The 23,193-nt window shown below is 30.8% G+C and carries 22 protein-coding genes; 10 read left to right on the top strand and 12 right to left on the bottom strand.

Annotated features, from left to right (window positions below; translation table 11 throughout):
- Positions 1-96 precede the first annotated feature (96 nt).
- The 3 genes from H0I23_RS10590 to ctlX all read left to right on the top strand — a co-directional run bounded on the left by H0I23_RS10590 (position 97) and on the right by ctlX (position 3,359).
- Positions 97-1,380 (top strand): citrate synthase, encoded by a 1,284-nt coding sequence (locus tag H0I23_RS10590; protein WP_216783275.1) that lies wholly within the window; start codon positions 97-99, stop codon positions 1,378-1,380.
- Positions 1,381-1,497: 117 nt separating this feature from the next.
- Complete coding sequence (locus tag H0I23_RS10585) at positions 1,498-2,409, top strand: dimethylarginine dimethylaminohydrolase family protein (protein WP_216783274.1); 912 nt, start codon at positions 1,498-1,500, stop codon at positions 2,407-2,409.
- Positions 2,410-2,429: 20 nt separating this feature from the next.
- Positions 2,430-3,359, top strand: a complete 930-nt coding sequence (ctlX, locus tag H0I23_RS10580; RefSeq protein ID WP_216783273.1) for a citrulline utilization hydrolase CtlX — start codon at positions 2,430-2,432, stop codon at positions 3,357-3,359.
- A 3-nt stretch (positions 3,360-3,362) separates the two neighbouring features.
- On the opposite strand, the gene H0I23_RS10575 is transcribed toward ctlX, so the two are convergent.
- The 3 genes from H0I23_RS10575 to H0I23_RS10565 are packed head-to-tail and all read right to left on the bottom strand — an operon-like array spanning position 3,363 to position 6,691.
- Positions 3,363-4,835 carry a BCCT family transporter gene (locus tag H0I23_RS10575; protein WP_216783272.1) on the bottom strand — a complete coding sequence of 491 codons (1,473 nt, stop codon included), beginning with the start codon at positions 4,833-4,835 and terminating at the stop codon, positions 3,363-3,365.
- Positions 4,836-4,837: 2 nt separating this feature from the next.
- Positions 4,838-6,265, bottom strand: coding sequence for an SDR family oxidoreductase (locus tag H0I23_RS10570; protein ID WP_216783271.1), 1,428 nt, complete (start codon positions 6,263-6,265; stop codon positions 4,838-4,840).
- Positions 6,266-6,691, bottom strand: coding sequence for a hypothetical protein (locus H0I23_RS10565; protein ID WP_216783270.1), 426 nt, complete (start codon positions 6,689-6,691; stop codon positions 6,266-6,268).
- A gap of 258 nt (positions 6,692-6,949) precedes the next feature.
- Between H0I23_RS10565 and argS the strand changes: the two genes are divergently transcribed.
- From argS to H0I23_RS10540, 5 genes are all read left to right on the top strand, one after another.
- The gene (gene argS / locus H0I23_RS10560) at positions 6,950-8,728 is read left to right on the top strand and encodes an arginine--tRNA ligase (protein ID WP_216783269.1); all 1,779 of its coding nucleotides are present in this window, start codon (positions 6,950-6,952) and stop codon (positions 8,726-8,728) included.
- An 18-nt stretch (positions 8,729-8,746) separates the two neighbouring features.
- Entirely contained in the window at positions 8,747-9,523 is a 777-nt protein-coding gene (locus H0I23_RS10555; protein WP_216783268.1) for a zinc-dependent peptidase, read from the top strand.
- 167 nt (positions 9,524-9,690) lie between these two features.
- On the top strand, positions 9,691-11,028 hold the full coding sequence (ffh, locus tag H0I23_RS10550; protein ID WP_216783267.1) for a signal recognition particle protein: 1,338 nt from the start codon (positions 9,691-9,693) through the stop codon (positions 11,026-11,028).
- 81 nt (positions 11,029-11,109) lie between these two features.
- Positions 11,110-11,997 (top strand): bifunctional 5,10-methylenetetrahydrofolate dehydrogenase/5,10-methenyltetrahydrofolate cyclohydrolase, encoded by an 888-nt coding sequence (locus tag H0I23_RS10545; RefSeq protein WP_216783266.1) that lies wholly within the window; start codon positions 11,110-11,112, stop codon positions 11,995-11,997.
- A 65-nt stretch (positions 11,998-12,062) separates the two neighbouring features.
- Positions 12,063-13,124: a PAS domain-containing sensor histidine kinase gene (locus H0I23_RS10540; RefSeq protein ID WP_216783265.1), complete on the top strand. Its 1,062-nt coding sequence runs from the start codon at positions 12,063-12,065 to the stop codon at positions 13,122-13,124.
- Here H0I23_RS10540 and H0I23_RS10535 read toward each other — a convergent pair whose 3' ends face one another.
- The 6 genes from H0I23_RS10535 to H0I23_RS10510 form a co-directional block, all read right to left on the bottom strand.
- Positions 13,125-13,550, bottom strand: a complete 426-nt coding sequence (locus tag H0I23_RS10535) for a VOC family protein (protein WP_216783264.1) — start codon at positions 13,548-13,550, stop codon at positions 13,125-13,127.
- An 8-nt stretch (positions 13,551-13,558) separates the two neighbouring features.
- Positions 13,559-14,398: an alpha/beta fold hydrolase gene (locus H0I23_RS10530; RefSeq protein WP_216783263.1), complete on the bottom strand. Its 840-nt coding sequence runs from the start codon at positions 14,396-14,398 to the stop codon at positions 13,559-13,561.
- A 393-nt stretch (positions 14,399-14,791) separates the two neighbouring features.
- Positions 14,792-15,727 (bottom strand): NAD-dependent epimerase/dehydratase family protein, encoded by a 936-nt coding sequence (locus H0I23_RS10525; protein WP_216786066.1) that lies wholly within the window; start codon positions 15,725-15,727, stop codon positions 14,792-14,794.
- A gap of 91 nt (positions 15,728-15,818) precedes the next feature.
- Positions 15,819-16,217 (bottom strand): ACT domain-containing protein, encoded by a 399-nt coding sequence (locus H0I23_RS10520; RefSeq protein WP_216783262.1) that lies wholly within the window; start codon positions 16,215-16,217, stop codon positions 15,819-15,821.
- A 128-nt stretch (positions 16,218-16,345) separates the two neighbouring features.
- Complete coding sequence (locus tag H0I23_RS10515) at positions 16,346-16,966, bottom strand: hypothetical protein (RefSeq protein ID WP_216783261.1); 621 nt, start codon at positions 16,964-16,966, stop codon at positions 16,346-16,348.
- A 32-nt stretch (positions 16,967-16,998) separates the two neighbouring features.
- Positions 16,999-18,507, bottom strand: coding sequence for a helicase HerA-like domain-containing protein (locus tag H0I23_RS10510; RefSeq protein ID WP_216783260.1), 1,509 nt, complete (start codon positions 18,505-18,507; stop codon positions 16,999-17,001).
- A gap of 129 nt (positions 18,508-18,636) precedes the next feature.
- On the opposite strand from H0I23_RS10510, the gene H0I23_RS10505 reads away from it, so the two are divergent.
- Positions 18,637-19,269: a 7-carboxy-7-deazaguanine synthase QueE gene (locus H0I23_RS10505; RefSeq protein WP_216783259.1), complete on the top strand. Its 633-nt coding sequence runs from the start codon at positions 18,637-18,639 to the stop codon at positions 19,267-19,269.
- A 56-nt stretch (positions 19,270-19,325) separates the two neighbouring features.
- Here the strand turns inward: H0I23_RS10505 and ppgK are convergent, their stop codons facing one another.
- From ppgK to H0I23_RS10490, 3 genes are all read right to left on the bottom strand, one after another.
- Positions 19,326-20,075 (bottom strand): polyphosphate--glucose phosphotransferase, encoded by a 750-nt coding sequence (gene ppgK, locus H0I23_RS10500; protein ID WP_216783258.1) that lies wholly within the window; start codon positions 20,073-20,075, stop codon positions 19,326-19,328.
- Positions 20,076-20,138: 63 nt separating this feature from the next.
- Entirely contained in the window at positions 20,139-20,954 is an 816-nt protein-coding gene (locus tag H0I23_RS16870; protein WP_216783257.1) for an NUDIX domain-containing protein, read from the bottom strand.
- Positions 20,955-20,959: 5 nt separating this feature from the next.
- Positions 20,960-21,643 (bottom strand): cell division ATP-binding protein FtsE, encoded by a 684-nt coding sequence (locus tag H0I23_RS10490; RefSeq protein WP_216783256.1) that lies wholly within the window; start codon positions 21,641-21,643, stop codon positions 20,960-20,962.
- A gap of 241 nt (positions 21,644-21,884) precedes the next feature.
- Between H0I23_RS10490 and H0I23_RS10485 the strand changes: the two genes are divergently transcribed.
- Positions 21,885-23,102, top strand: coding sequence for a PAS domain-containing sensor histidine kinase (locus H0I23_RS10485; RefSeq protein WP_254073590.1), 1,218 nt, complete (start codon positions 21,885-21,887; stop codon positions 23,100-23,102).
- Positions 23,103-23,193 lie beyond the last annotated feature (91 nt).

The following is a 23,193-nucleotide window of genomic DNA, read 5'->3' as shown; positions in this document are numbered from 1 at the left end:
TCGATTTTTGTTAATAATACAATAAATGATTTTAAGTAATTGTTAATCGCATTGCTTTTTCTTAAATTTACGAAGTTTAAAAAGTTAACAATCCACATGTCAGAAAAAGCTACATTAGAATACAATGGGAAAAAGTACGAATTTCCAGTTGTAAAAGGTACGGAAGAAGAATTAGCAATTAATATCAAAACACTAAGATCAGCTTCTGGTCTTATTACTATTGATCCAGGTTTTAAAAATACTGGTTCTTGTGAAAGTGCAATTACTTTCTTAGACGGTGAAAAAGGTATATTACGTTACAGAGGGTATTCAATTGAAGAATTAGCTGAAAAAGCAGATTTTTTAGAAGTTGCGTACTTACTTATATTTGGAGAACTTCCTAATACAAAAGAATTAGAGCAATTTCATGCTGATATAAAATCAGAATCTCATGTAGATGAAGAAATGAAAAAGATTTTGGACGGTTTCCCAAAATCAGCACATCCAATGGGTGTTTTATCTTCATTAACAAGTGCACTTATTGCATTTAATCCAACATCTGTTAATGTAACTTCAGAAAAAGAAATGTACTGGGCTATAGTTAGAATTATGGCTAAGTTCCCAGTTCTTGTTGCTTGGACTTTGAGAAAGAAAAAAGGATTGCCATTAGATTATGGAGATGACTCTTTAGGTTATGTAGAGAATATTCATAAAATGATGTTCAAAAAACCAAATCAAGATTACACTAAAAACAAAGTAATTATTGATGCTTTAGATAAATTATTAATATTACATGCTGATCATGAACAAAACTGTTCTACTTCAACAGTACGTATCGTAGGTTCATCTCATGCAGGTTTATTTGCATCTTTATCAGCTGGTATATCTGCATTATGGGGTCCTCTTCATGGTGGAGCTAACCAAGCGGTTTTAGAAATGCTTGAAGCTATTGAAGCAGATGGTGGTGATACTAAAAAGTACATGGCTAAAGCTAAAGACAAAGAAGATCCTTTTAGATTAATGGGCTTTGGACATAGAGTTTACAAAAACTTCGATCCAAGAGCAAAAATTATCAAAAAAGCAGCTGATGAAGTTTTAGGAGATTTAGGAATCGAAGATCCTATTTTAGAAATCGCAAGAGGTTTAGAAAAAGAAGCCTTAGAAGATCAATATTTTGTTGATAGAAAATTATATCCAAATGTAGATTTTTATTCAGGTATTATTTACCGTGCATTAGGTATACCAACTGAAATGTTTACAGTAATGTTTGCTTTAGGTAGATTGCCGGGTTGGATAGCGCAATGGAGAGAAATGAGATTGAATGGAGAGCCTATTGGTCGTCCAAGACAAGTCTATACAGGTGAAAACTTAAGATCTTTTGTTCCCGTAGAAAAAAGATAAACATACATTTTATAGTATTTAATAGCCTTTTTGTTCATTCAAAAAGGCTTTTTTTATTAATGATTTCTAGTTTTTTATTTAGGAAAATACTTTCCATATTTGCAAAAAGAATAATTTATGCTTGAATTAAATGTTAGGGATGAAACTTCTAGGTTGAAAACTGTTATATTAGGAACAGCAAAAGACTGTGGACCAACACCAAAACCTGAAGATGCTTATGACCCTAAATCATTAGAACATATTCTAGCAGGAACGTATCCGAAGGAAGAAGACATGGTGGTAGAAATGGATGCTTTTTGTACTGTACTGGAAAAGTATGATGTTCAAGTTTTTAGGCCTGCTATTTTAAAAGATTGTAATCAAATTTTTTCAAGAGATATCGCTTTTGTTATTGATGATATTTTTTTTAAAGCAAATATACTTCCAGATAGAGAAGAAGAGTTTTTGGCAATTTCTAATGTTATTGATCAAATTGATCCTAAAAAAGTTATTCATTTACCAGAGGAGGCCCATATAGAGGGTGGAGATGTTATGCCTTGGAATGATCATATCTTTATTGGGACATATACAGCAGAAAATTATTCTCATCAAATTACAGCACGTACTAATAAAATAGCGGTAGATTATATTGCAAAATTATTTCCAAATAAAAAAGTGAAGTCTTTTGAATTAAGGAAATCAATAAATGCAAAAGAGAATGCATTGCATTTAGATTGTTGTTTTCAGCCAGTAGGTAAAGACAAAGCTATTTTACATAAAAATGGTTTTTTAATAGAAGAAGAGTATCAGTGGTTGGTAAATTATTTTGGAAAAGAAAACGTATTTGAAATTACAGGTGATGAAATGTATGCTATGTTTAGTAATGTTTTTTCAATTTCCGAAAAAGTAGTAGTTTCAGAGAAGAGTTTTACAAGATTAAACAATTGGTTAAGAAGTAAAGGCTTTATTGTTGAAGAAATACCATATGCAGAAATTTCAAAACAAGAAGGTTTGCTTCGCTGTAGTACAATGCCTTTAATTAGAGCTTAATCTTTAAATAATAAAAAATAATGCAAGTAACAAATACCATTTTAATGATTAGGCCTGTTGGGTTTCGAATGAACGAACAAACGGCAGTGAATAATTATTTTCAAGAAGATATTGATATAAAAAACACTGAAATTAATGAAAAGGCTCAAGCTGAGTTTGATGCTTTTGTTTCAGAATTAAAAAATAAGGGAGTACATGTGATCGTTGTTGATGACACTAAAAGCCCTGATACACCAGATTCTATTTTTCCTAATAACTGGATTTCTTTTCATGAAAATGGTACAATTGGTTTATATCCAATGTTCGCAGAAAATAGAAGAAATGAGCGTAGAGAAGATATTTTTCAGACACTTGAGGAAAATGGATTTATGATAAAAGATGTTGTTGATTATACTGCAGCAGAAGACGAAGGTTATTTTTTAGAAGGTACAGGTAGTATTTTGTTAGATCGGTTAAACAATAAGGCTTATTGTGCATTATCGGATAGGGCGGATGAGGAATTGTTCATTGAGTTTTGTGAAGATTTTGATTACTTTCCTGTAATTTTTACAGCAAACCAATCTGTAGATGATAAGAGAATGCCAATTTATCATACCAATGTGATGATGGCTTTAGGAGAAACTTTTTCTATTATTTGTACAGATAGTATAGACAATAAAAAAGAACGTAAAGCTGTTGTTGATCATCTTAAAAATGATGGTAGAGAGGTGATTAGAATAAACGAAGCACAAATGCATCAATTTGCAGGAAACATGCTTCAGGTTTTAGGTGCTGATGATAAAAGATATTTAGTAATGAGTTCTTCTGCATTTAATAGTTTAAACCAAGGTCAAATTACAGCTATCGAAAAACATTGCGAAATTATACATAGCTCTTTAGAAACCATTGAAACTTGTGGTGGCGGTAGTGCGCGTTGTATGATGGCTGAAGTGTTTTTGCCGAAAAAATAGACCCTATTTTTTTACAGTTTCTTTTAAAAAGGCAACAATCATAACAAGTATAAAAATTGCAAAAGGTAAAGATGTTATAATTAGCAGTTTTTGAACAGCTGTTAAAACATCAACCTCGGGTTTTACGTCACCTAAAAAAATTAAAGCACAAGAGGCAATAAGAATTATAGAAGACCATAGTATTCTATGTTTTTTACTAGGGTTTTTATTGCCATTATCGGTAAACATACTCAAAACAAAAACAGCAGAATCTACAGAGGTTACTAAAAAGCTGACCAATAAAAATAAGGTTGTTGTGTTTAAAAGCGTAGCCATAGGGTAACTTCCGAAAAAAACAAAAATAGAAGAGAATACATTTCCAAATTCATTGTTATACGCACCCCAATTTTCAATTAGTTGAAAAGCAGATGTTCCAAATACAGAAAACCAAAAGAAAGTCCCTAAAGAAGGTATTATGAGAACACCGAGCAATATTTGACGTAGTGTTCTTCCTTTTGATATTCTAGCGATAAATATGCCTGTAAATGGAGCCCAGGCAAGCCAAAAGGCCCAATAGTAAAAAGTCCAGTCAGATAAGAATGCCATTCCGGGGTTGTAGTTCCCTATTGATAAACTCATGGGAACAAAGTCTATAATATAATTATAACTGCTATTTAAAAATTGACTTAAAATAGCTTTTATATCACTCATAAAAAAAATATAGAATAATAGTGCTAAGGCAATTAAAATATTAAGTTTAGATATTATTTTAATTCCTTTATTTACTCCTTGCCAAGCACTTATTCCAGCTATTATTGTTATCACAATAGCTAAAGTTAGACTGCTTGTTACTCCAAAGTTTTCATTAAAAAGGTGATTTATGCCTCCGCTTATTTGTGTTGTGCCTAAACCAACAGCAGCAATAAGTCCGAAAATTGTAGTTAATATAGTTAGTACATCAATACTTTTTAATGCTATTTTATTTGGTATTATATTGTCAACAGTATTGCTGATGGCAGTTTTCTTCTTTTTTACAAACATATGGTAGCCGATAACCATTGCAAATAAGCCATAAAAAGCCCAAGCCGTAAAACCCCATTGATAAAATGTATACTCAAGAGCTAGTGTATTGGCACTCAGGTCAGACTCATAAGGAGGGTTTTGTTGCATAAAAACAGGTTCTTGTACTGCTCTTAATAAAATACCAGACCCCATACCTGCACTGTAAAGCATAGTAAGCCATGACCAAAGTGAATGTTCTGGTTTTTCATTTTTTTTACCAAGCCTTATTTTTCCTAAATTCGAAAAAGCTATAATGAGTAAAAATAGAACACAGCCTAAGCCTAGGTATAGATAAAAATATCCGAAATAAGTTCTTACCCATAAAGATGCTGCATCTATAGCATCATACGTTTCTTTGGTTTTTATAAGTGCAAATAACGATAGCGAGAGTAATACCGTAACTGGTGCAATTAAAAGTGGGTTTTTTGTTTTCAAATTTATTTATTATTTGCTATTCCGCGTAACATTCCGCCAAAGATAAAATAATGAAAAGGAAGAACACTGTACCAATACAATCGACCTCTTAATCCTCGTGGTCTAAAAGTAGCTGTTTGGTGCAGTATATTCTTATCATCTATTTTAAACTCTAACCAAGCTTCACCTGGTAAACGCATTTCTGCAAATAATAAAAGGCGCTTATTTTTTTTATCAGCAAGTAAAACCCTCCAGAAATCTAAAGCATCACCTGTATATATTTTATTAGAATGTGTTCGACCCCTTCGCAAACCAACTCCGCCTGATATTTTGTCTAAAAAGCCTCTTATTTTCCAAAGCCAATTAGCATAATACCATCCGTTATCACCTCCAATTTTCCAAATGTTTTCTAATGCAACATCGGGGTTTGTAACTTTTATGGTTTTAATATCTGTTAACACGCCGTATTTAGGTACTTGAATGTATTTTTCAAGATTTTTTTTAAAACGACCACTTACCATACTATCCTTCCAGCTACTGATAACTAGGTTTTGTTCAATTTTGATAAAAGCTTTATCAATTGCTTCCTTGTAAGAATGTGGTTTGATATTCAAAATTTCTTCAAGTCTTTTATCTTTAGCAACTACCTCCATTTTCATGCTATCGACAAGGTTAATAGCTAACTTATATGATGTAGATGTGACAAAATATAACCAATATGATGATAGTTTCGGAGTCATTATGGGTACAGTAACTATCCAGTTTTTAAAGCCTCTTGCTTCAGCATATTGGTGAAGCATTTCTTTATAGGTTAAAATATTAGGGCCTGCGATATCAAATGAATCATCATAAGTTTTTTTATTACCAATTACGCCAGTTAAAAAACTAAGTACGTCTCTAATGCCAATAGGCTGTGTTCTTGTAAGTACCCATTTAGGGGTAATCATAAAAGGAAGTTTTTCGCATAAATCTCTAATAATTTCGAATGAAGAGCTACCAGAGCCTACAATTATACCTGCACGTAATACGGTAAGTTTAAAATTACCCTGGTATAAAATGTCTTCTACGTTTTTTCTAGAACTTAAGTGTTTAGATAGTTTTTCGTCATTTACAATACCACTTAAATAAATTACTTGCTGTACGTTTGTTTGTAACATGTAAGCGTTAAAATTCTCAGCAGTGATGGCTTCTTTCTTGTCAAAATCATCCGTGGAAGAGCTCATGGAGTGGATTAAAAAATAAGCAATATCTATGTCTTTTGGGAATTTATTAGGAGTTATATTTTCTAATAAGTCAACTTCTATAATCTCAACCTTTTTACGAATATCTTTATCTATTGAGAGTCTGCTTTCATCTCTAACCATACAAATTACTGTATGTCCGAGTTCTAATAGTATGGGTAGTAACCGCATACCAATGTAGCCATTTGCGCCTGTAAGTAGTATTTTCATTTATAAATCAGAGATTGAGGTTGGTAAATTGTCAGCTTTATAATCAAGTACTTTTCTAATATATTTTTGAATAGCTTTGGTGTCAGATGTTATTTTTATGAAATAATGATCTTTATATATTGAAAAAACTGCAAAATCACCTTTGTAAATTGTTAGTTTGTAATAAGGTATAACAAGCGCAAAAGTTTCTAAAAGAGATCTAAAACGGACAATAATTCCTTTTGGGCGCATTTCTATATTACAAGAATTTGTGTTATTATCTAAAATTAAAAGATTCCAAATTTCTGAACTTGTTTCTGTAATAAAAAGTTTAGGAGAACCAATACCTTTCATATTCCAGCGTTCTTTTAAAGTAAATGGTTTGCCAACAGCATCATCTACTTTTCGAGTTATATTTTTATTGTTGTAAGATACGTTTACTAGCATTATTATAAGTTTTAACCAAGGTTTTCCATATTACTATTTTAACTTAAAATCAGGCATCATGCTATGCCTGATTTTATTTTTAGTAAAAGAAGATGTTTTTTAAATATGAAGCGTAGAAAATATTAGAACAACTTTTGTAAAGTGTTTCATTTTGCGCTTTTCCTATAAAGTTAAGAAAATCAAGATGGTTTTAGTGGATAACGTGCTATTAAAAGCGTAAAAAATGTTTAGTTTTGCAGCTCGATAAGTTAAATTTCTATGAGTATTCAAACGGTTTTAGAGGCCAAAGTAAAAGAAGCGGTTAGCGCTATATTTAAAGCAGATTTACCAACGGTAGAATTTCAGCCAACACGTAAAGATTTTGAGGGAGACATTACTATTGTAGTTTTTCCGATGTTACGAGTGATAAAAGGAAACCCTGTTCAGATAGGAAACCAAATAGGTGAGTACTTGGTAAAAGAAGTTGTTGAAGTTTCTTCTTTCAATGTTATTAAAGGCTTTTTGAATTTAGTGATTGAAGATAGTTTTTATGTAAATTACTTTACTGAAATAGCTAGTGATGCAACTTTCGGTCATGTTAAAACGAATAGTAATAATGCTGTAATGGTAGAGTATTCATCTCCGAATACTAACAAACCATTGCATTTGGGGCATATTAGAAATAATTTATTAGGATATTCTGTTGCTGAAATTTTAAAAGCTTCAGGTAAAAAAGTATACAAAACACAAATAATTAATGATCGTGGTATTCATATTTGTAAAAGTATGGTGGCTTGGCAAAAATTTGGAGAAGGTAAAACGCCTGAGAGTACAGGCTTAAAAGGCGATAAACTTGTTGGTAATTATTATGTAGCTTTTGATAAAGCATATAAGGCTGAAATAGCTGATTTAATAGTAAAAGGGATAGATAAAGAAGTAGCAGAAAAGCAAGCTCCAATTCTACAAGAAGCACAACAAATGCTTTTAAAGTGGGAAGCTGGTGATGATGAGGTTGTTTCTCTTTGGAAAAAGATGAACCAATGGGTTTATAAAGGTTTTGAGGTTACGTATAAAAACTTAGGAGTAGATTTTGATACACTGTATTACGAAAGTGACACCTATTTATTGGGTAAGGATGTTGTTGCAGAAGGTCTTGAAAGAGGTGTTTTCTTTAAAAAAGAAGACGGTAGTGTTTGGATAGATTTGACAGAAGATGGACTTGATGAAAAAATAGTTTTAAGATCAGATGGTACTGCGGTGTATATGACTCAAGATATTGGTACAGCAATACAGCGGGTAAAAGATAATCCAGATGTTTCGGGAATGGTGTATACTGTTGGTAACGAGCAAGATTATCACTTTAAAGTATTATTTTTAATATTAAAGAAATTAGGTTTTTCTTGGTCTGATAATTTATTTCATTTAAGCTATGGCATGGTAGATTTACCTAGCGGGAAAATGAAAAGTAGAGAAGGTACTGTTGTTGATGCTGATGATTTAATGGTAGATATGACTGATACTGCTACAAAAATATCAGAAGAGTTAGGTAAGCTTGATGATTATTCAGATGGTGAAAAACAGGGATTATATAAAATGATTGGTTTAGGGGCATTAAAATATTACATCTTAAAAGTAGACCCTAAGAAAAGAATATTATTCGATCCTGAAGAGTCTGTAGATTTTCAAGGTAATACAGGTCCGTTTATTCAATATACTTTTGCTAGAATACAATCTATTTTAAGAAAGGCGAAAGATTTAAATCTTGATGGTTTTGCAGGTCTTATAGAACTTCATGAAAAAGAGAAAGAATTGATCAAGCAATTGCAATTATACCCTGAAACTATTCAACTGGCAGCTACAAATTATAGTCCTGCTTTAATTGCAAATTATACGTATGATTTAGTAAAAGAGTTTAACTCTTTCTATCAAAATGTATCTATTTTAGGCGAGACTGATAATCAGAAAAAAGCATTTAGAGTGGCGCTTTCTGAAAAAGTAAGTGCAGTAATTGCTTCTGCATTTCAACTTTTAGGAATTGAAGTTCCTGAAAGAATGTAATTATAAGATAGAAAATATATGCTAGCACCTATACTTGTATTATTAGTATTTGTGTCTTACTTTTTGTATATAGTTCGTTATGCATACCGTATATATTTTTCTGATTTAGAGCCATTATCATTATCAGAGAAGAAAATAATACTTAATAATTTTCCGGTATATAAAAAGCTTTCTGTTAAACAGAAACAAAAATTTGAATACCGGATTTTAAGATTTAGAAAAGACAAACAATTTGTTTTTAATGGTTTAATATCAAGGCAAGAAGATATGGCTTTGTTGTTAAGTGCAACGGCAACAATGCTCACCTTGGGCTTACAGAAATATAAGATTCCAGCAATAGAACGTATCATTATTTATCCAAGCCAATACTTTTCTGTAATAAACAATCAAAATCATATTGGAGAATACAACTTAGGTTTAAAAACACTTGTTTTTTCGGCTGAACATGTGAAACAAGGTTTTGATATTCCGAATGATAATAAAAATTTAGGAGTGCACGAATTTGCACATGCTTTGAGTTTTAATACTATGTTTGAGCACTCACGTGAATCTCGATTTTTTAAAAAGCATTTAGATAAAGTACATCATTTATTTGATGCTCCTGAATTTCTTTTACAATTAGAAAATAGCACCTATTTTAGGTCATATAGCCGAACTAATATGCACGAATTTTTTGCGGTTGCCGCTGAAAATTATGTTGAAACACCTGTTCAATTTAAAGCTGAGTTTCCAAAATTTTATGATATAATGGGTGATATGTTAAAGTTTGATTTTTACAACCCTACATCAAATTAAAATTTACTTGAATATTTAAGGTAAAAAATGAAAATTAGTGTATGCAAATACGAATAAATAATCAACTTTTTAAAGTTTGCTGTTTTTTATCATTAAAATCTTCAATCAAACTTCAGACTTCCCGTTGTTATTATTAAATTTGCAAATCTTGATAATACAGTATTACTATGTTTGATAATTTAAGTGAAAAGCTAGATAAAGCGTTACATGTTCTAAAAGGACATGGACAGATTACAGAAATTAATGTTGCAGAAACTTTAAAGGAAGTTAGGAGAGCTTTATTAGATGCCGATGTTAACTTTAAAATTGCAAAAGAGTTTACCAACAGAGTAAAAGAAAAAGCACTCGGTCAAGATGTATTGACTTCTCTTCAGCCAGGCCAGTTAATGGTTAAATTGGTTAAAGATGAGTTAACAGAATTAATGGGTGGCGATGCAGAAGGTATCAACTTATCAGGCACACCATCTGTTATTTTAATGTCTGGTTTACAAGGTTCAGGTAAAACTACCTTTTCTGGTAAATTAGCAAATTTTTTAAAAACTAAGAAAGCTAAAAACCCTTTATTGGTTGCCTGTGATGTTTACAGACCAGCAGCTATTGATCAATTACATGTAGTTGGAGATCAAATTGGTGTTGAGGTATATTCAGATAGAGGAAATACAGACCCAGTTGCAATTTCTCAGGCAGGTATAAAATACGCTAAAGAAAATGGATATAATGTTGTAATTATTGATACGGCGGGTCGTTTAGCTGTAGATGAGCAAATGATGAACGAAATTGCAAACGTTCACAAAGCTATCCAGCCACAAGAAACATTGTTTGTTGTTGATGCAATGACAGGGCAAGATGCCGTTAATACAGCGAAGGCCTTTAACGAGATATTGAATTTTGATGGGGTTATCTTAACAAAATTAGATGGAGATACTCGAGGTGGTGCAGCAATTTCTATTAAATCTGTTGTAGATAAGCCTATTAAATTTATTGGTACAGGAGAGAAAATGGAGGCTATTGATGTTTTCTATCCATCTCGTATGGCAGAACGTATCCTTGGAATGGGAGATGTTGTTTCATTAGTTGAAAGAGCTCAAGAGCAATTCGATGAAGAGGAGAGTAGAAAAATTCAAAAGAAGATTGCCAAAAATCAATTTGGTTTTGATGACTTTTTAAGTCAGATTCAACAAATTAAAAAAATGGGTAATATTAAAGACCTTATGGGAATGATTCCAGGTGCTGGTAAAGCATTAAAAGGTTTAGATATTGATGATGATGCTTTTAAACATGTTGAAGCTATTATTCATTCGATGACTCCATTAGAAAGATCTACACCTGCAAAACTAGATTCTAGTAGAAAAAAGAGAATTGCAAAGGGTAGTGGTAGAACAATACAAGAAGTAAACCAGTTACTAAAGCAATTTGATCAAATGAGTAAGATGATGAAAATGATGCAAGGCGGTGGCGGTAAAAAAATGATGCAAATGATGGGAGCTATGAAAGGCATGAAATAAATTTAAGTTTTCAATCATATAGTTTTCACACAATAAACAATTTACCTTAATTTAAACAAGGATATAATACTAGCCACAAAAATGGAATTATTAGACGGTAGAAAAATATCAAATCAGATAAAAGAAGAAATAACTGAACAAGTAACGAAAATGCGCGAGCGAGGAGAAAAAGTTCCTCATTTAGCGGCAGTACTTGTGGGCAACGATGGGGCTAGTTTAACCTATGTTGGTAGTAAAGTTAAATCTTGTGAGAAAATAGGTTTTGAGTCTACTTTAATTCAATTACCAAGTACAACATCAGAATTAGAACTTTTAAGAAAAATAAAAGAACTAAATGAAAATGATGATATAGATGGCTTTATAGTGCAATTACCATTGCCTCCGCAAATTGATACCCAAAAAGTATTATTAGCGGTAGACCCTGATAAAGATGTTGACGGCTTTCATCCGATGAATTTTGGAAAAATGGCTTTAGATATGAGCACATTTATACCAGCAACTCCTTTTGGTATTTTAGAGCTTTTAGAGCGTTATAAAGTTGAAACTAAAGGAAAACATACTGTTGTTATCGGTCGAAGCCATATAGTCGGCAGACCTATGAGTATTTTAATGGGGCGTAAAGGTTGGCCAGGAAATTCTACAGTAACATTGACACATAGTCACACAAAAAATATTACTCAAATAATATCTCAGGCAGATATAGTTATTTCTGCTTTGGGCGTGCCTAAATTTTTAAAAGCTGAAATGGTAAAGGAGGGTGCTGTAATTATTGATGTGGGTATTACTCGTGTTGCTGATGATACTAAAGAAAAAGGATATTATATTACGGGTGATGTTGACTTCGAAAATGTAAGTAAAAAAGCTTCGTTCATAACACCTGTACCTGGTGGTGTAGGGCCAATGACTATTGCAATGTTGCTTAAAAATACTCTATTAGCAAGAGATAGGCATAGAGCTAAAAAGCAGTAGATTAGCATTTTAGTTTGCTAGATTAAATTTTTTCGTTTATTTTAGTGTCGTTAACTACTACATAAATGAACCTTAATTTAGAGTTGAAGCCTTTTTTTGAGACTTCTTTAGATTTTCTTTGTATTGCTGGTTTTGATGGATATTTTAAAAAATTAAATCCTTCTTTTGTAAACTTGCTACAATACTCTGAAGATGTTTTATATGCAACTCAAATTATAGATTTGGTTCATGTTGATGATAAACATCTAATGCTATCATCTTTAAAGAGCTTATCTGAGAATATACCAATTGTTAATCTTGAAAGTCGCTATGTTTCCAAAACAGGCGAGATTATTTGGTTGCACTGGAACGCAATACCTTTAGTAGAAGAAAACCTCATGTATGTTACTGCTAAAGACATATCACATGAGAAAAAAATTGAAGAAGAAAGGCGAAATTATCTTTTAACTCTTGATAAGAAAAATCAAGAATTAAAGACGTTAAACTTTAAAACTTCCCACGATTTAAGATCACCTATTAATAATTTACTTACGTTGTGTAACTTACTTGACGCAACAAAATTAGTTGATCCTCAGATGATACAAATTGTAAATTTGATTAAAAAATCATCTAATAATCTTAAAAAATCATTAGATACATATATAGATGAAATTGAAAAAGATGTTGTGGAAACTCGTTTAGAAAAAGTTGGTTTTGCTTCATCATTAAAAAAAGTTCAAACATCAATATTTGCTTTAATTCAGGACTCTAAAATTGAATTTGAAGTAGATTTTTCTGAATTAAAAAGCATATCTTTTAATAGATCGTATTTAGAAAGTATTTTCTTAAATTTAATAACTAACTCCATTAAATATAGTAAGCCAGGTGTAAATCCTAAGGTTACTATTAAGACTAAAATAGAAGAAAATATTAAAAAACTAATATTTACGGATAATGGTTTAGGCTTTAATATGGATTTAGTAGGCGAGAAAATATTTAATTTACATCAAAAATTCCATAATAATAACGATAGTAAAGGTGTTGGCTTGTATTTAGTTAATAGTCATATTACAAATTTAGGAGGGACTATAACTGTTGATAGTCAAATAAATAAAGGGGCTACGTTTACCATTGCATTTAAATCTTAATTACTTAGCAAACAATTGGTTCATATCTTTAAAAGATTTAAATTCTAAAGCATTGCCTGCAGGGTCTAAGAAAAACATTGTAGCCTGTTCACCAACATCTCCTTTAAATCTAATATAAGGCTCTATAACGAACTTGATTCCCTTCGATGTTAGTTTCTCTGAGAAATCATGAAAAGTCTCCCAAGGTAAAATTACACCATAATGAGGAACAGGAACTGCATGTCCGTCTACAGGGTTATGGTGTAAAGTATCTGTTTCTGCTTTTGGTTTGTAATGAATTACTAGTTGATGGCCGAATAAATTAAAATCAACCCAATAATCGCTACTTCTTCCTTCTTCACAATTTAAAACTTCTCTGTAAAATATTCTACATTCATCAAGATTGTGAACAGGTATTGCTATGTGGAAAGGAGTTACAGTATTCATTTTATTTTTTAAGATTTTAAAAAGGCAATAATTTGGTTGTTTACATCATCTTGATGTAATGAATGTCCTAATCCTTCAGTTGTTATTAAAGTGCTATTGCTCCAATTTTGATGTATTTTTGTAGCAGCACTATAAGGAGCTATTAAATCGAATTTATCATGAACTAAAAGTCCTTTTTTTGTAAATTTCGCAGCATATTTTGATATCGAAAACTCATCAATATTAAAGTTAAATGTTTTTTTAAAATAGCTATCTAAGCTAAGCATAACAGAACTGTTTAATTTTAAAAGACTTTTGTAGTGCCCCATAATTTCAGATAATTCTGAGGGCGAACCTAATGAAATTATTTTTTGAATAGATTCAGAAGGTTTTTTGTATTGGCTATACATTGATGTCATTCCACCAAGTGAATGACCAATAATATATTTCGGATTATAAGTTTCAATAATTTCATTTGCACAAATGGTGTAAAGAGGAACATTTAGTATTTTTCCTTCAGAATATCCATGTCCAGGGGCATCGAAAGCTATTATATTATAATCTTCTTTTACAAGAAAGTTGATTAAATTTCTCCATCTAAATACATTGCTTTCCCAACCATGTATTAGTAATATAGTATCTTTAGTACCTTTCCAATGGTACATTTGAAGCTCTAAATTATTAACTTTTATAGTGTTACTCTTAGCGTTATCTAAAAACTCTTTTTGATGCTCTAAGATTTTTCCTTTTCTAGGAGTGCAAAATAAAGCGAACGCTTTTTTTGCAGCTTTTTCGCTCGAAAAATAGGCTAAGGAGTTAAAATAACTGCCGTAAACAAGAGGAATATATTTGTTAATTATTTTTTTCATGTATAGCAAAAGTAAGGGACTTTTTGAGAACACTATTTTAAAAATAATAAAAATGATAAGTTTAAAAAATAAAAACTATTGTAAATAACAGATACTATTATTTTTGAAGATAATAAGTATACTGGTTCACAATAGTTTTAATAACAAAAATTTGAAATGTAACTAAACTAATTAACTAAGTCCGTTTATTATTTTTATGGGAAAAAGGCTTTTCGTTTGCAATTATCATCAAATATATTTGAATATATTGAAAGGTAACTATATAAAAACCATACAATTTCTATGGTTTTCATATTTATAAGGCGATTTTTTAATTATTATATAAAAAAACCATAGCGGAGCTATGGTTTTCTAGTTTAGACTGGTGTTTGGTATAACCCGATCTGTATAAATTTATTTTTTCAAATTAAAATCACTGAGAATGTTTGAAATACCATCTTGATAACTAGTGACTTTGAAATCAGGAAAACGATTTTTAAACTTTGAAGAATCGAAAATGTTATCAATTTTATATCTAGGAAATAACTCTTGTGTTTCTTTTATAGTTTTGTTGAAAAAACTGGCGATTTTTAGTGAAAAAGAATTTAGGACTTTATATTTTATATCTCGACCTAATTGGTTCGAAATTTCTTTTATAAATTGTTTAGAAGTAAGACGGTTATCATCGCAAGGTAAATGCCATGTTTGTGAATAGGCGTCAGGTGTATTTGCAATTAATGCCATTGCTTTGCTTGCGTCTGGTGTGTATATTAGAGTTCTTAAAACATCATCTCGTAAAAAAACTTTAGCTGTTTTGTTTTCTTTTAAAGCATCAAAAATCATGTTGTTTGTAAACCCTTTAGTTTTTCCTGGTCCATAAAATTCAGGAGCCCTGCATATTACAGCATTAATTTCATTGTTTTCAATAGCTTCTAAAAGTCTTTCTGCAGCTAGTTTTTTTCCAATTCCTTTTTTTCCATCAGAAGAAAGTGGTGAAGTTTCTTTTTGAACTTTTATATTTTGTGGGTAAGCATAGGTGTTGTCAAAGTAAACTAGTTTGCATTTATGATGATTACATGCTCTAATTACGTTATCTATAACAAGCACCCAGTCTCGGAGCCACACTTCTGAGTTATACGGTAAACCTACAGTTAAATATGCAATTTCAGTATTTTGTAGTGCTTCGATAGTATTTTCTAAGCTTAGTAAGTCTGCTCTAAAAAGTAAATCTTCTTGATGTGATTTTTTAGGGTTTCTGCCAACTAGTTTAATGTTTTGAGAATAGTTTTTTCTAATTTCTTTAGCTAGTTCTTCCCCTATAATACCATTCGCGCCTAGTATCGTATGCATATTTTTCATCTTCATTTATTCTTCTAGTAATAAGTAGGTATTATCATTTTTTACTTACAAAGTAAAAATCAATTGTTTATTATTTTAAGATTTATTTCTCTATAGAAAACTTTTTTAAAGCAGCTATAGCTTTCTTGGCATCTTTCTTTTCAACAAAAATATGATCATGATAATAGCCAGCAACAACATTACAACTGATATTGCTTTCAGCTAATTTATTAGAAAATGCTGCGGTTAAGCCAACAGCGTCTAATGATGAATGAATTTTTAAGGTAATCCATGCTGCAGTGTAATTATAGGCTAGGCCTAATTTATCAGCGTATTCTTGATCAACTATAACTGTTGTGCCTTCTTTTTCTTTGAACTCACAAATAGCTTTAGAACGTTCAATAGTATTAATATTTTTTACAGTTGCAAAAACATAAATACCATCATTCAGTTCTGGAGTCATGTTTTTAATTAACTCTGATAAGTTTTTAACTCCTGTCATTTTTTGTTTCTTACTTTTTTATTAAAATTACTATTATTTACGATTTTGTAAAAAGTAATTTTATGTTATATTTTGTAATATGAAAAAGAAGATATAAAAATTCAATTATCTATTTAAAGAATAATCAGTTATTCCCAAGCAAGCATCATGTATTTTATTTTGGCAGCATCTGGTATTTGAACAGCTTCAATATTTACACTAGAATTATAACGAAGACTTGAAGGAAGTTCTTTTTTATCAATCGTAAAATAAAGTCCATTTTCTTTTAAAATAATGACTACGTTATTCATTGAAGTAATTATTTTTTTAATCGTATACTTGTCTTTAAGATCTTTAAAAGTGCTGTTTATCGTCATCCCTTTTTCAGTCGTAAAACGAGCATCGTAAATACGTATGTTTTCGATTGTAGGTACGGTATCTTTTGAAGGTGTTAAACTTAATAAATGAGTTCCACCTTTCTCAAATATTTCAATTTTTTGATAAACGAAATCATCTTTAATAACACTTGTGTCAGCGTTTAAAGTATCATTTAAATTAGAATTAAGATTGTAATTCATTCTGTTTTTAGGATAGCCATTAGTTGCAACAATAGAGTCGTTTGCGTAAATAGTTTCCAATTCAGAAATTTTCGAATCTTTTGTCAAATTACCAATAGCGTCTTTTGTAATTTTAAATTTAGTGTTCTCTTTTTCGCAATTAATAAATAGTAAAGACGTTGCGATACAGACAACAAAGAGTATTTTTTTCATTTTTAGAATTTCAATTTTTAATATTTTGGTTTTTAACGCATTACTTTTTTAAGTACACCTAGTACACCTCTAATAAAAGTAGCACTTGTAAGTACTTTTATAATTGGGTTTTGAGCAGTACTTTTTCGAGTGGATTTTGCTCTAGAAGTTTTTGATTTGTTACTTTCTTCTTCAGCAATTTCTTCAGCCTTTTCTATTTTTTTAGTTAAAATTTCATAGGCGCTTTCACGATCTATTACTTCACCATATTTTTTCACCAATTTAGAAGAGTCTATAAGATTATTTAGTTCATTGTCTGATAAAACATCCATACGGCTCATAGGTGCGCGAAGCATAGTAGCAGCTAATGGGGTAGGTCTTCCTTTTTCATCTAAAGCAGAAATTAAAGCTTCTCCAATACCTAATGATGTTAATACTTCTTTGGTGTCATAAAACTCAGATTCTGGATAATTTTCAGCTGTTAATTTTATAGCTTTTCTATCTCTAGCAGTAAAAGCTCGTAAGGCATGTTGTACTTTTAACCCCAATTGAGAAAGCACATCATTAGGAACATCTGTTGGGTTTTGAGTAACAAAGTATAGCCCGATACCTTTAGAACGTATTAGTTTTACGATACTTTCAATTTGATTTAATAATGCTTTTGATGCTTCTTTGAATATTAAATGTGCTTCATCAATAAATAAAATCAGTTCAGGTCTATCGCTATCACCTTGTTCAGGGAATGTATCATATATTTCAGCAAGTAAACTTAACATAAAAGTGGAAAACAATTTAGGTCTATCTTGTATGTCTGTTAATCTTAAAATATTAATATAGCCTCTTCCTTTATCATCAATTCGTGTAAGATCGTTTACATCAAAAGATTTTTCTCCAAAAAATAAGTCAGCCCCTTGTTGTTCCAGTTCAATTACCTTTCTAAGTATTGTGCCTGTTGAGCTTGTGCTAATTCTACCATAGTTTTTTGTGAATTCTTCTTTACCGCCTTCAGTAGCATATTGCAATACTTTTTTAAAATCTTTTAAGTCTAAAAGTGGCATTTTATTATCATCACAATATTTAAAAATTACAGCAACAATACCTTCTTGTGTTTCAGATAAATCTAATATTCTTGATAATAAAATAGGGCCGAATTCAGAAATTGTAGCTCTTAATTTAACACCCTTTTGTTCTGATAGAGACAGAATTTCAACAGGAAAGCTACTGGCTTCAAAAGGTAAGCCTATTTTTGTGTGTCTTTCATCAATTTTAGCATGTCCAGGGCTAGGTTGTGCCAATCCACTTAAATCCCCTTTCAAATCCATTAGTAAAACAGGAATGCCTTTATTCGATAAGTTTTCGGCAAGTACTTGTAGTGTTTTTGTTTTACCTGTACCTGTTGCACCAGCTATTAAACCATGCCTGTTTAAGGTTTTTAAAGGAATTTTTACAAAAGAATTGGTCATGGTTTCGCCATCTAAAATAGCAGAACCCATAGTGATAAAATCACCTTTGGTAGTGTAACCTTCTTCTATATGTTTTATGAATTGATCTTTGGGATTCATGGAAGTTTATTTTGTATAAAAATAAGGGTTTTTTTAATCAAATTAGAAAATGAAAATAGCTTGTAGATAGTATTTGTACATTTTTGTATAGTGTAAGGTAGACTCGCAACTATAATGTATCTTTGCGGAATGGTAGAAAATGAAGTTTTGACATTGGTCAACAAAGGGGAAATGTTACCCTTGATGGAAGAATTTTATACAATTCAAGGAGAAGGTTTTCATAAAGGAACTGCTGCTTATTTTATTAGAGTAGGTGGTTGTGATGTGGGTTGCCATTGGTGTGATGTGAAAGAAAGTTGGAATGCGGAAACGCATCCACCAACAAGCACTAACACTATCATTGATAATGCTGCAAAATATTCAGATACAATTGTTATTACAGGAGGAGAACCACTTACGTGGGATATGGGGCCATTAACAAAAGGTTTGAAAGCTAAAGGCTTACAAACACATATTGAAACATCAGGTGCTTATAAGCTTTCAGGTGTTTGGGATTGGATTTGTTTGTCTCCAAAGAAAAATAAATTGCCAGAAGGTAGAATATACGACGAAGCTCATGAGTTAAAAATAATCATTTTTAATAAACACGATTTTATTTTTGCTGAAGAACAAGCTGCTAAGACTAATAAAGATTGTATTCTGTATTTACAACCAGAATGGAGTGTACGTGATAAAATGGTACCACTAATTGTTGATTATGTGATGAAAAATCCGAAATGGAAAGTATCATTGCAAACACATAAATATTTAAATATTCCATAAAATTAAAAAGCCTTAAATCCATATAGATTTAAGGCTTTTTAATTAATGATACGTTTTTATTTTCTAGGCTTTTTAACTAGAGCAGCAGTTGCAGCACCAATTATACCAGCGCTATTCTTTAATTCTGCAGGAACCACAGGGGTGTCAATTTTGATATAATCTTTAAATTCATCAAAATCTTTAGATGTTCCTCCTCCAAGTATAATTAAATCAGGAGAAGTAATTAAATCAACATGCTGTAAAAATTTATTGAACCTTTTACCCCATTTTTTATAACTAAGTTTTTCTTTTTCTTTTATAGAGGCGGCAGCATATAATTCAAATTTCTCATAATTTTTAAATGGAATTTGACCTAATTCAAAATTTGGAATTAATTCACCATTGAAAAAAGCACCACTGCCCAAGCCAGTTCCAATAGTAATCATTAAAACTAGCCCCATTTTATCTTTTCCAGTACCGTACTTCATGGTTGCGTAACCTGCAGCATCAGCATCGTTTATAACTGTAAAAGGTAAGCCTGTAAAGTCGCTAAAAAGATCTTCAACATTAACTCCAACCCATTTTTTACTTAGGTTTCCATGAGCTCTGGCTACTCCGTTTTTTATAATTGTAGGAAAACCACAGCCAACAGGTCCTTTATAGTCAAAATGTTTTACTATTTCGGCTACTACTTTAGCCATATGTTCAGGTTTTCTAGATTTAGGAGTTTCGATTCGGTGACGCTCAGTTAATAACTCTCCAGTAATGGTATCTACTAATGCTCCTTTTATTCCAGATCCTCCAATGTCAATTCCTAATAATGTCATTAATTATAGTCTTGTGTTTAAGCAAAAGTAACGAAAAATATATATGGACCGCTTTTGCGGTTATTAGTCAAGTAGATGTTTATGGTGTAAGTAATCAAAAATTAGTTGATCTACTTCTGAAACCATGTTTTTATCGTTATAAGTTAGCCAAACCATTTCTTCAATTTCAGAATCAGGAGCTAATTCACCTGTATATAATCCAGAAAAGCATGTCATTCTAACTAAAACACCAGGTTTTTGTCCATCTGCTTGCGCTTCAAAAATACCAACAAAATCTAAATTCTTAATTTCAAGTTCAACTTGTAGCTCTTCTTTAATTTCTCTAAAAAGTGCAGCATAGTCAGATTCGCCTTCTTCTCTTTTACCTCCAGGAATATAATATTTTGTTTTTCCTTTACTTTTTGTGCTTAAAATTTTTTTATCAATAATATGAATCCAAGCTAGTTTATCAATAATTTGATCAGAAGGTTCTATGTAGTAATCTATAGAGTTTAGAGAGTGGTTAGGGTCTATTTTATCTAAAATATAGTCTATTAATTTTCCAGACTTAGTTAATGTTTTTAGTTTTTTATTTCGTCCGATAGCGCTAGATATTGTCTCATCTCTATTTCCGAAATTATAACCGTTTGTTTTTGTCCAAAGAGAGTTTAATAAGTGTTGCATTATCACATTACCTAGTTGGTCTACTGAAATTGCAATTTTTAGACAATATTCGCCTAAACCCCTTAGTCTTTTAGTAAATAAGTTGTAAAAAACACCATATATGAAACCAAGAGGAGCAGTAATTGCTAATAGAATAATAGACAAGAAGAATAACAAAATACCAATAAAAGGATTCGCTTTTTTATCAGGTTGGTATGTTTGTTTTTTTAAGATCATACTGCTTACATTGCTTTTTGTACTACTTCAAAAACCTTATTGCCATCGCATTTTAAAGTTTTAGAAGGGTATTTTAAAATTAAAGCATAATCATGTGTTGCCATTAAAATAGTACGCCCTGTTTTATTTATGTCTTGTAATACTTTCATTACTTCAACACTAGTTTGAGGATCTAGATTGCCAGTAGGCTCATCTGCTAAGATAAGTTCGGGATCGTTCAATAAAGCTCTTGCAATTGCTATACGTTGTTGTTCTCCACCAGATAGTTCATGAGGAAATTTGAATCCCTTTGTTTTCATACCTACTTTATCTAAAACAGCATCTATTTGTGTTTCCATTTTAGATTTATCTTTCCAGCCAGTAGCTTTTAAAACAAATAATAAGTTGTTGTTAATTGTGCGATCAGGTAAAAGTTTAAAATCTTGAAAAACAATACCTAATTTTCTTCTCAAAAAAGGAATATCTTTTTCTTTTAAAGTTTTTAAATCAAAATCAACAATACTGCCAGATCCTTGATTTAAAGGTAGGTCTCCATAAAGCGTTTTCATAAAACTACTTTTTCCGCTACCTGTTTTGCCAATCAAATAAATAAATTCACCTTTCTTAATTTCTAAATTAATATCATTTAAGACTAAGTTTTCTTTTTGAAAAACAGCTACATCTTTTAATTTTAATACGCTTTCTACCATGGTGTTTTATTGTCGTTATAAAAGTAGTAAGTTAATATCGAAACTAAATAAAACTTTCTAGTTAAATTCTTATTTTGAAAATATTGATGATGTTACAGGTTGTGTTTAGATACTATTAATTGTAAAAATCTAATGACAATAAAACTTTTGTCTCTTTATTTAAGTATATTAGTGTCAGTATTTTATATGATGTTATTTTTTAAATTAAAACTTAAAAAATGTATTTCATATTATTTAATTTATGAATCAATGGGGGATGAATTATAAGTTGACACGTCAAGAATTAGAGACTGAAATTACTCAGTTAAAAAAAATAAATGAGTTATTATTAAAATCGTTACAACAAGAGGAAATTAGATCAAAAGAAAATAATAAATATTTTCATTCGATATTAAACTGCATGGGTGACCCTGTTTTTGTGAAAGATGATCAAAGCCGACTAGTCTTTATTAGTGACTCATTTTGTGATGTTTTCGGAATTTCAAGGGAAAACATACTAGGAAGAACTTTAGCAGAACATGTTTCAGAAAAAGAAAGAGAAGATTTTTTAAAAATCGATAAACAAGTTTTGTCAGATGGTATTGAAAATATAAGCGAAGAGTCGCTTACTATACGAGGAGCCAAGCAATTAGTTATATCAACTCGTAAGATGAGATTGATAGATAGTGATGGTAATAAATTTGTAATTGGTGTAATAAATGATGTTACTAAGCGAAAAAAAGCAGAAGATGCTTTTAAGCAAGGTGAAAATAAATTTAGAGAACTTAATTTAACAAAGGATAAATTACTTTCAATAATTGGTCATGATTTAAGAACTCCTTTTTCTAATATTCTAGTTTTATCTGAAATTATATCTAGTGATTTAAAAGATGGAGATGATGCTAAGGTAAATGAGTGTTTAAATATGATGAGCATGAGTGCTAAAGATGGTTTAACAATGTTAGAAAATTTATTGAATTGGGCACAATCGCAAACTGGGCAGCTTAATCATAAAATAGAAAAAGTAAGCTTATCGGGTATCGTACATGAAGTTATAAAACAATCTAGTTTAATAGCGAAAACTAAAAGTATTTCTCTAAAAATAGGTAATTGCGAAGATGTTAATTTTCATACAGATGTAAGAATGTTAAAAACAGTTTTGCGCAATCTTATTTCTAATGCAATAAAATTCACGAATTTGGGTGGTGAAGTCTCTATTTTGACAAAACCAAAAGATAATTATATAGAAATTTCAGTGTCAGATAATGGCGTAGGAATACCAGATAGGATTAGGGAAAAGTTATTTGATGCTTCATCAGATTTTTGCCATTCTTCATTTGGGACTGCAAATGAAAGCGGTACTGGTTTTGGATTGGTTTTGTGTAAAGAATTTACAGAGAAATTAGGAGGTAAAATTTGGGTAGAAAGTGAAGAAGGGAAAGGCAGTGATTTTAAAATTTTACTGCCATTTATACAATAGTTTTAGAGCTAATTATATTTTGGGTTTAGAATAATAATTAAATATTCTAAACCTTTTTTTATGTTTAAAATTAAAGTGATTTTGATAGTCA

The organism is Cellulophaga sp. HaHaR_3_176 (genome assembly GCF_019021925.1).
Taxonomy (GTDB): Bacteria; Bacteroidota; Bacteroidia; order Flavobacteriales; family Flavobacteriaceae; genus Cellulophaga.
The sequence above is the reverse complement of the archived record's forward strand: the minus strand, read 5'-3'. Positions and strand labels throughout refer to the sequence as shown.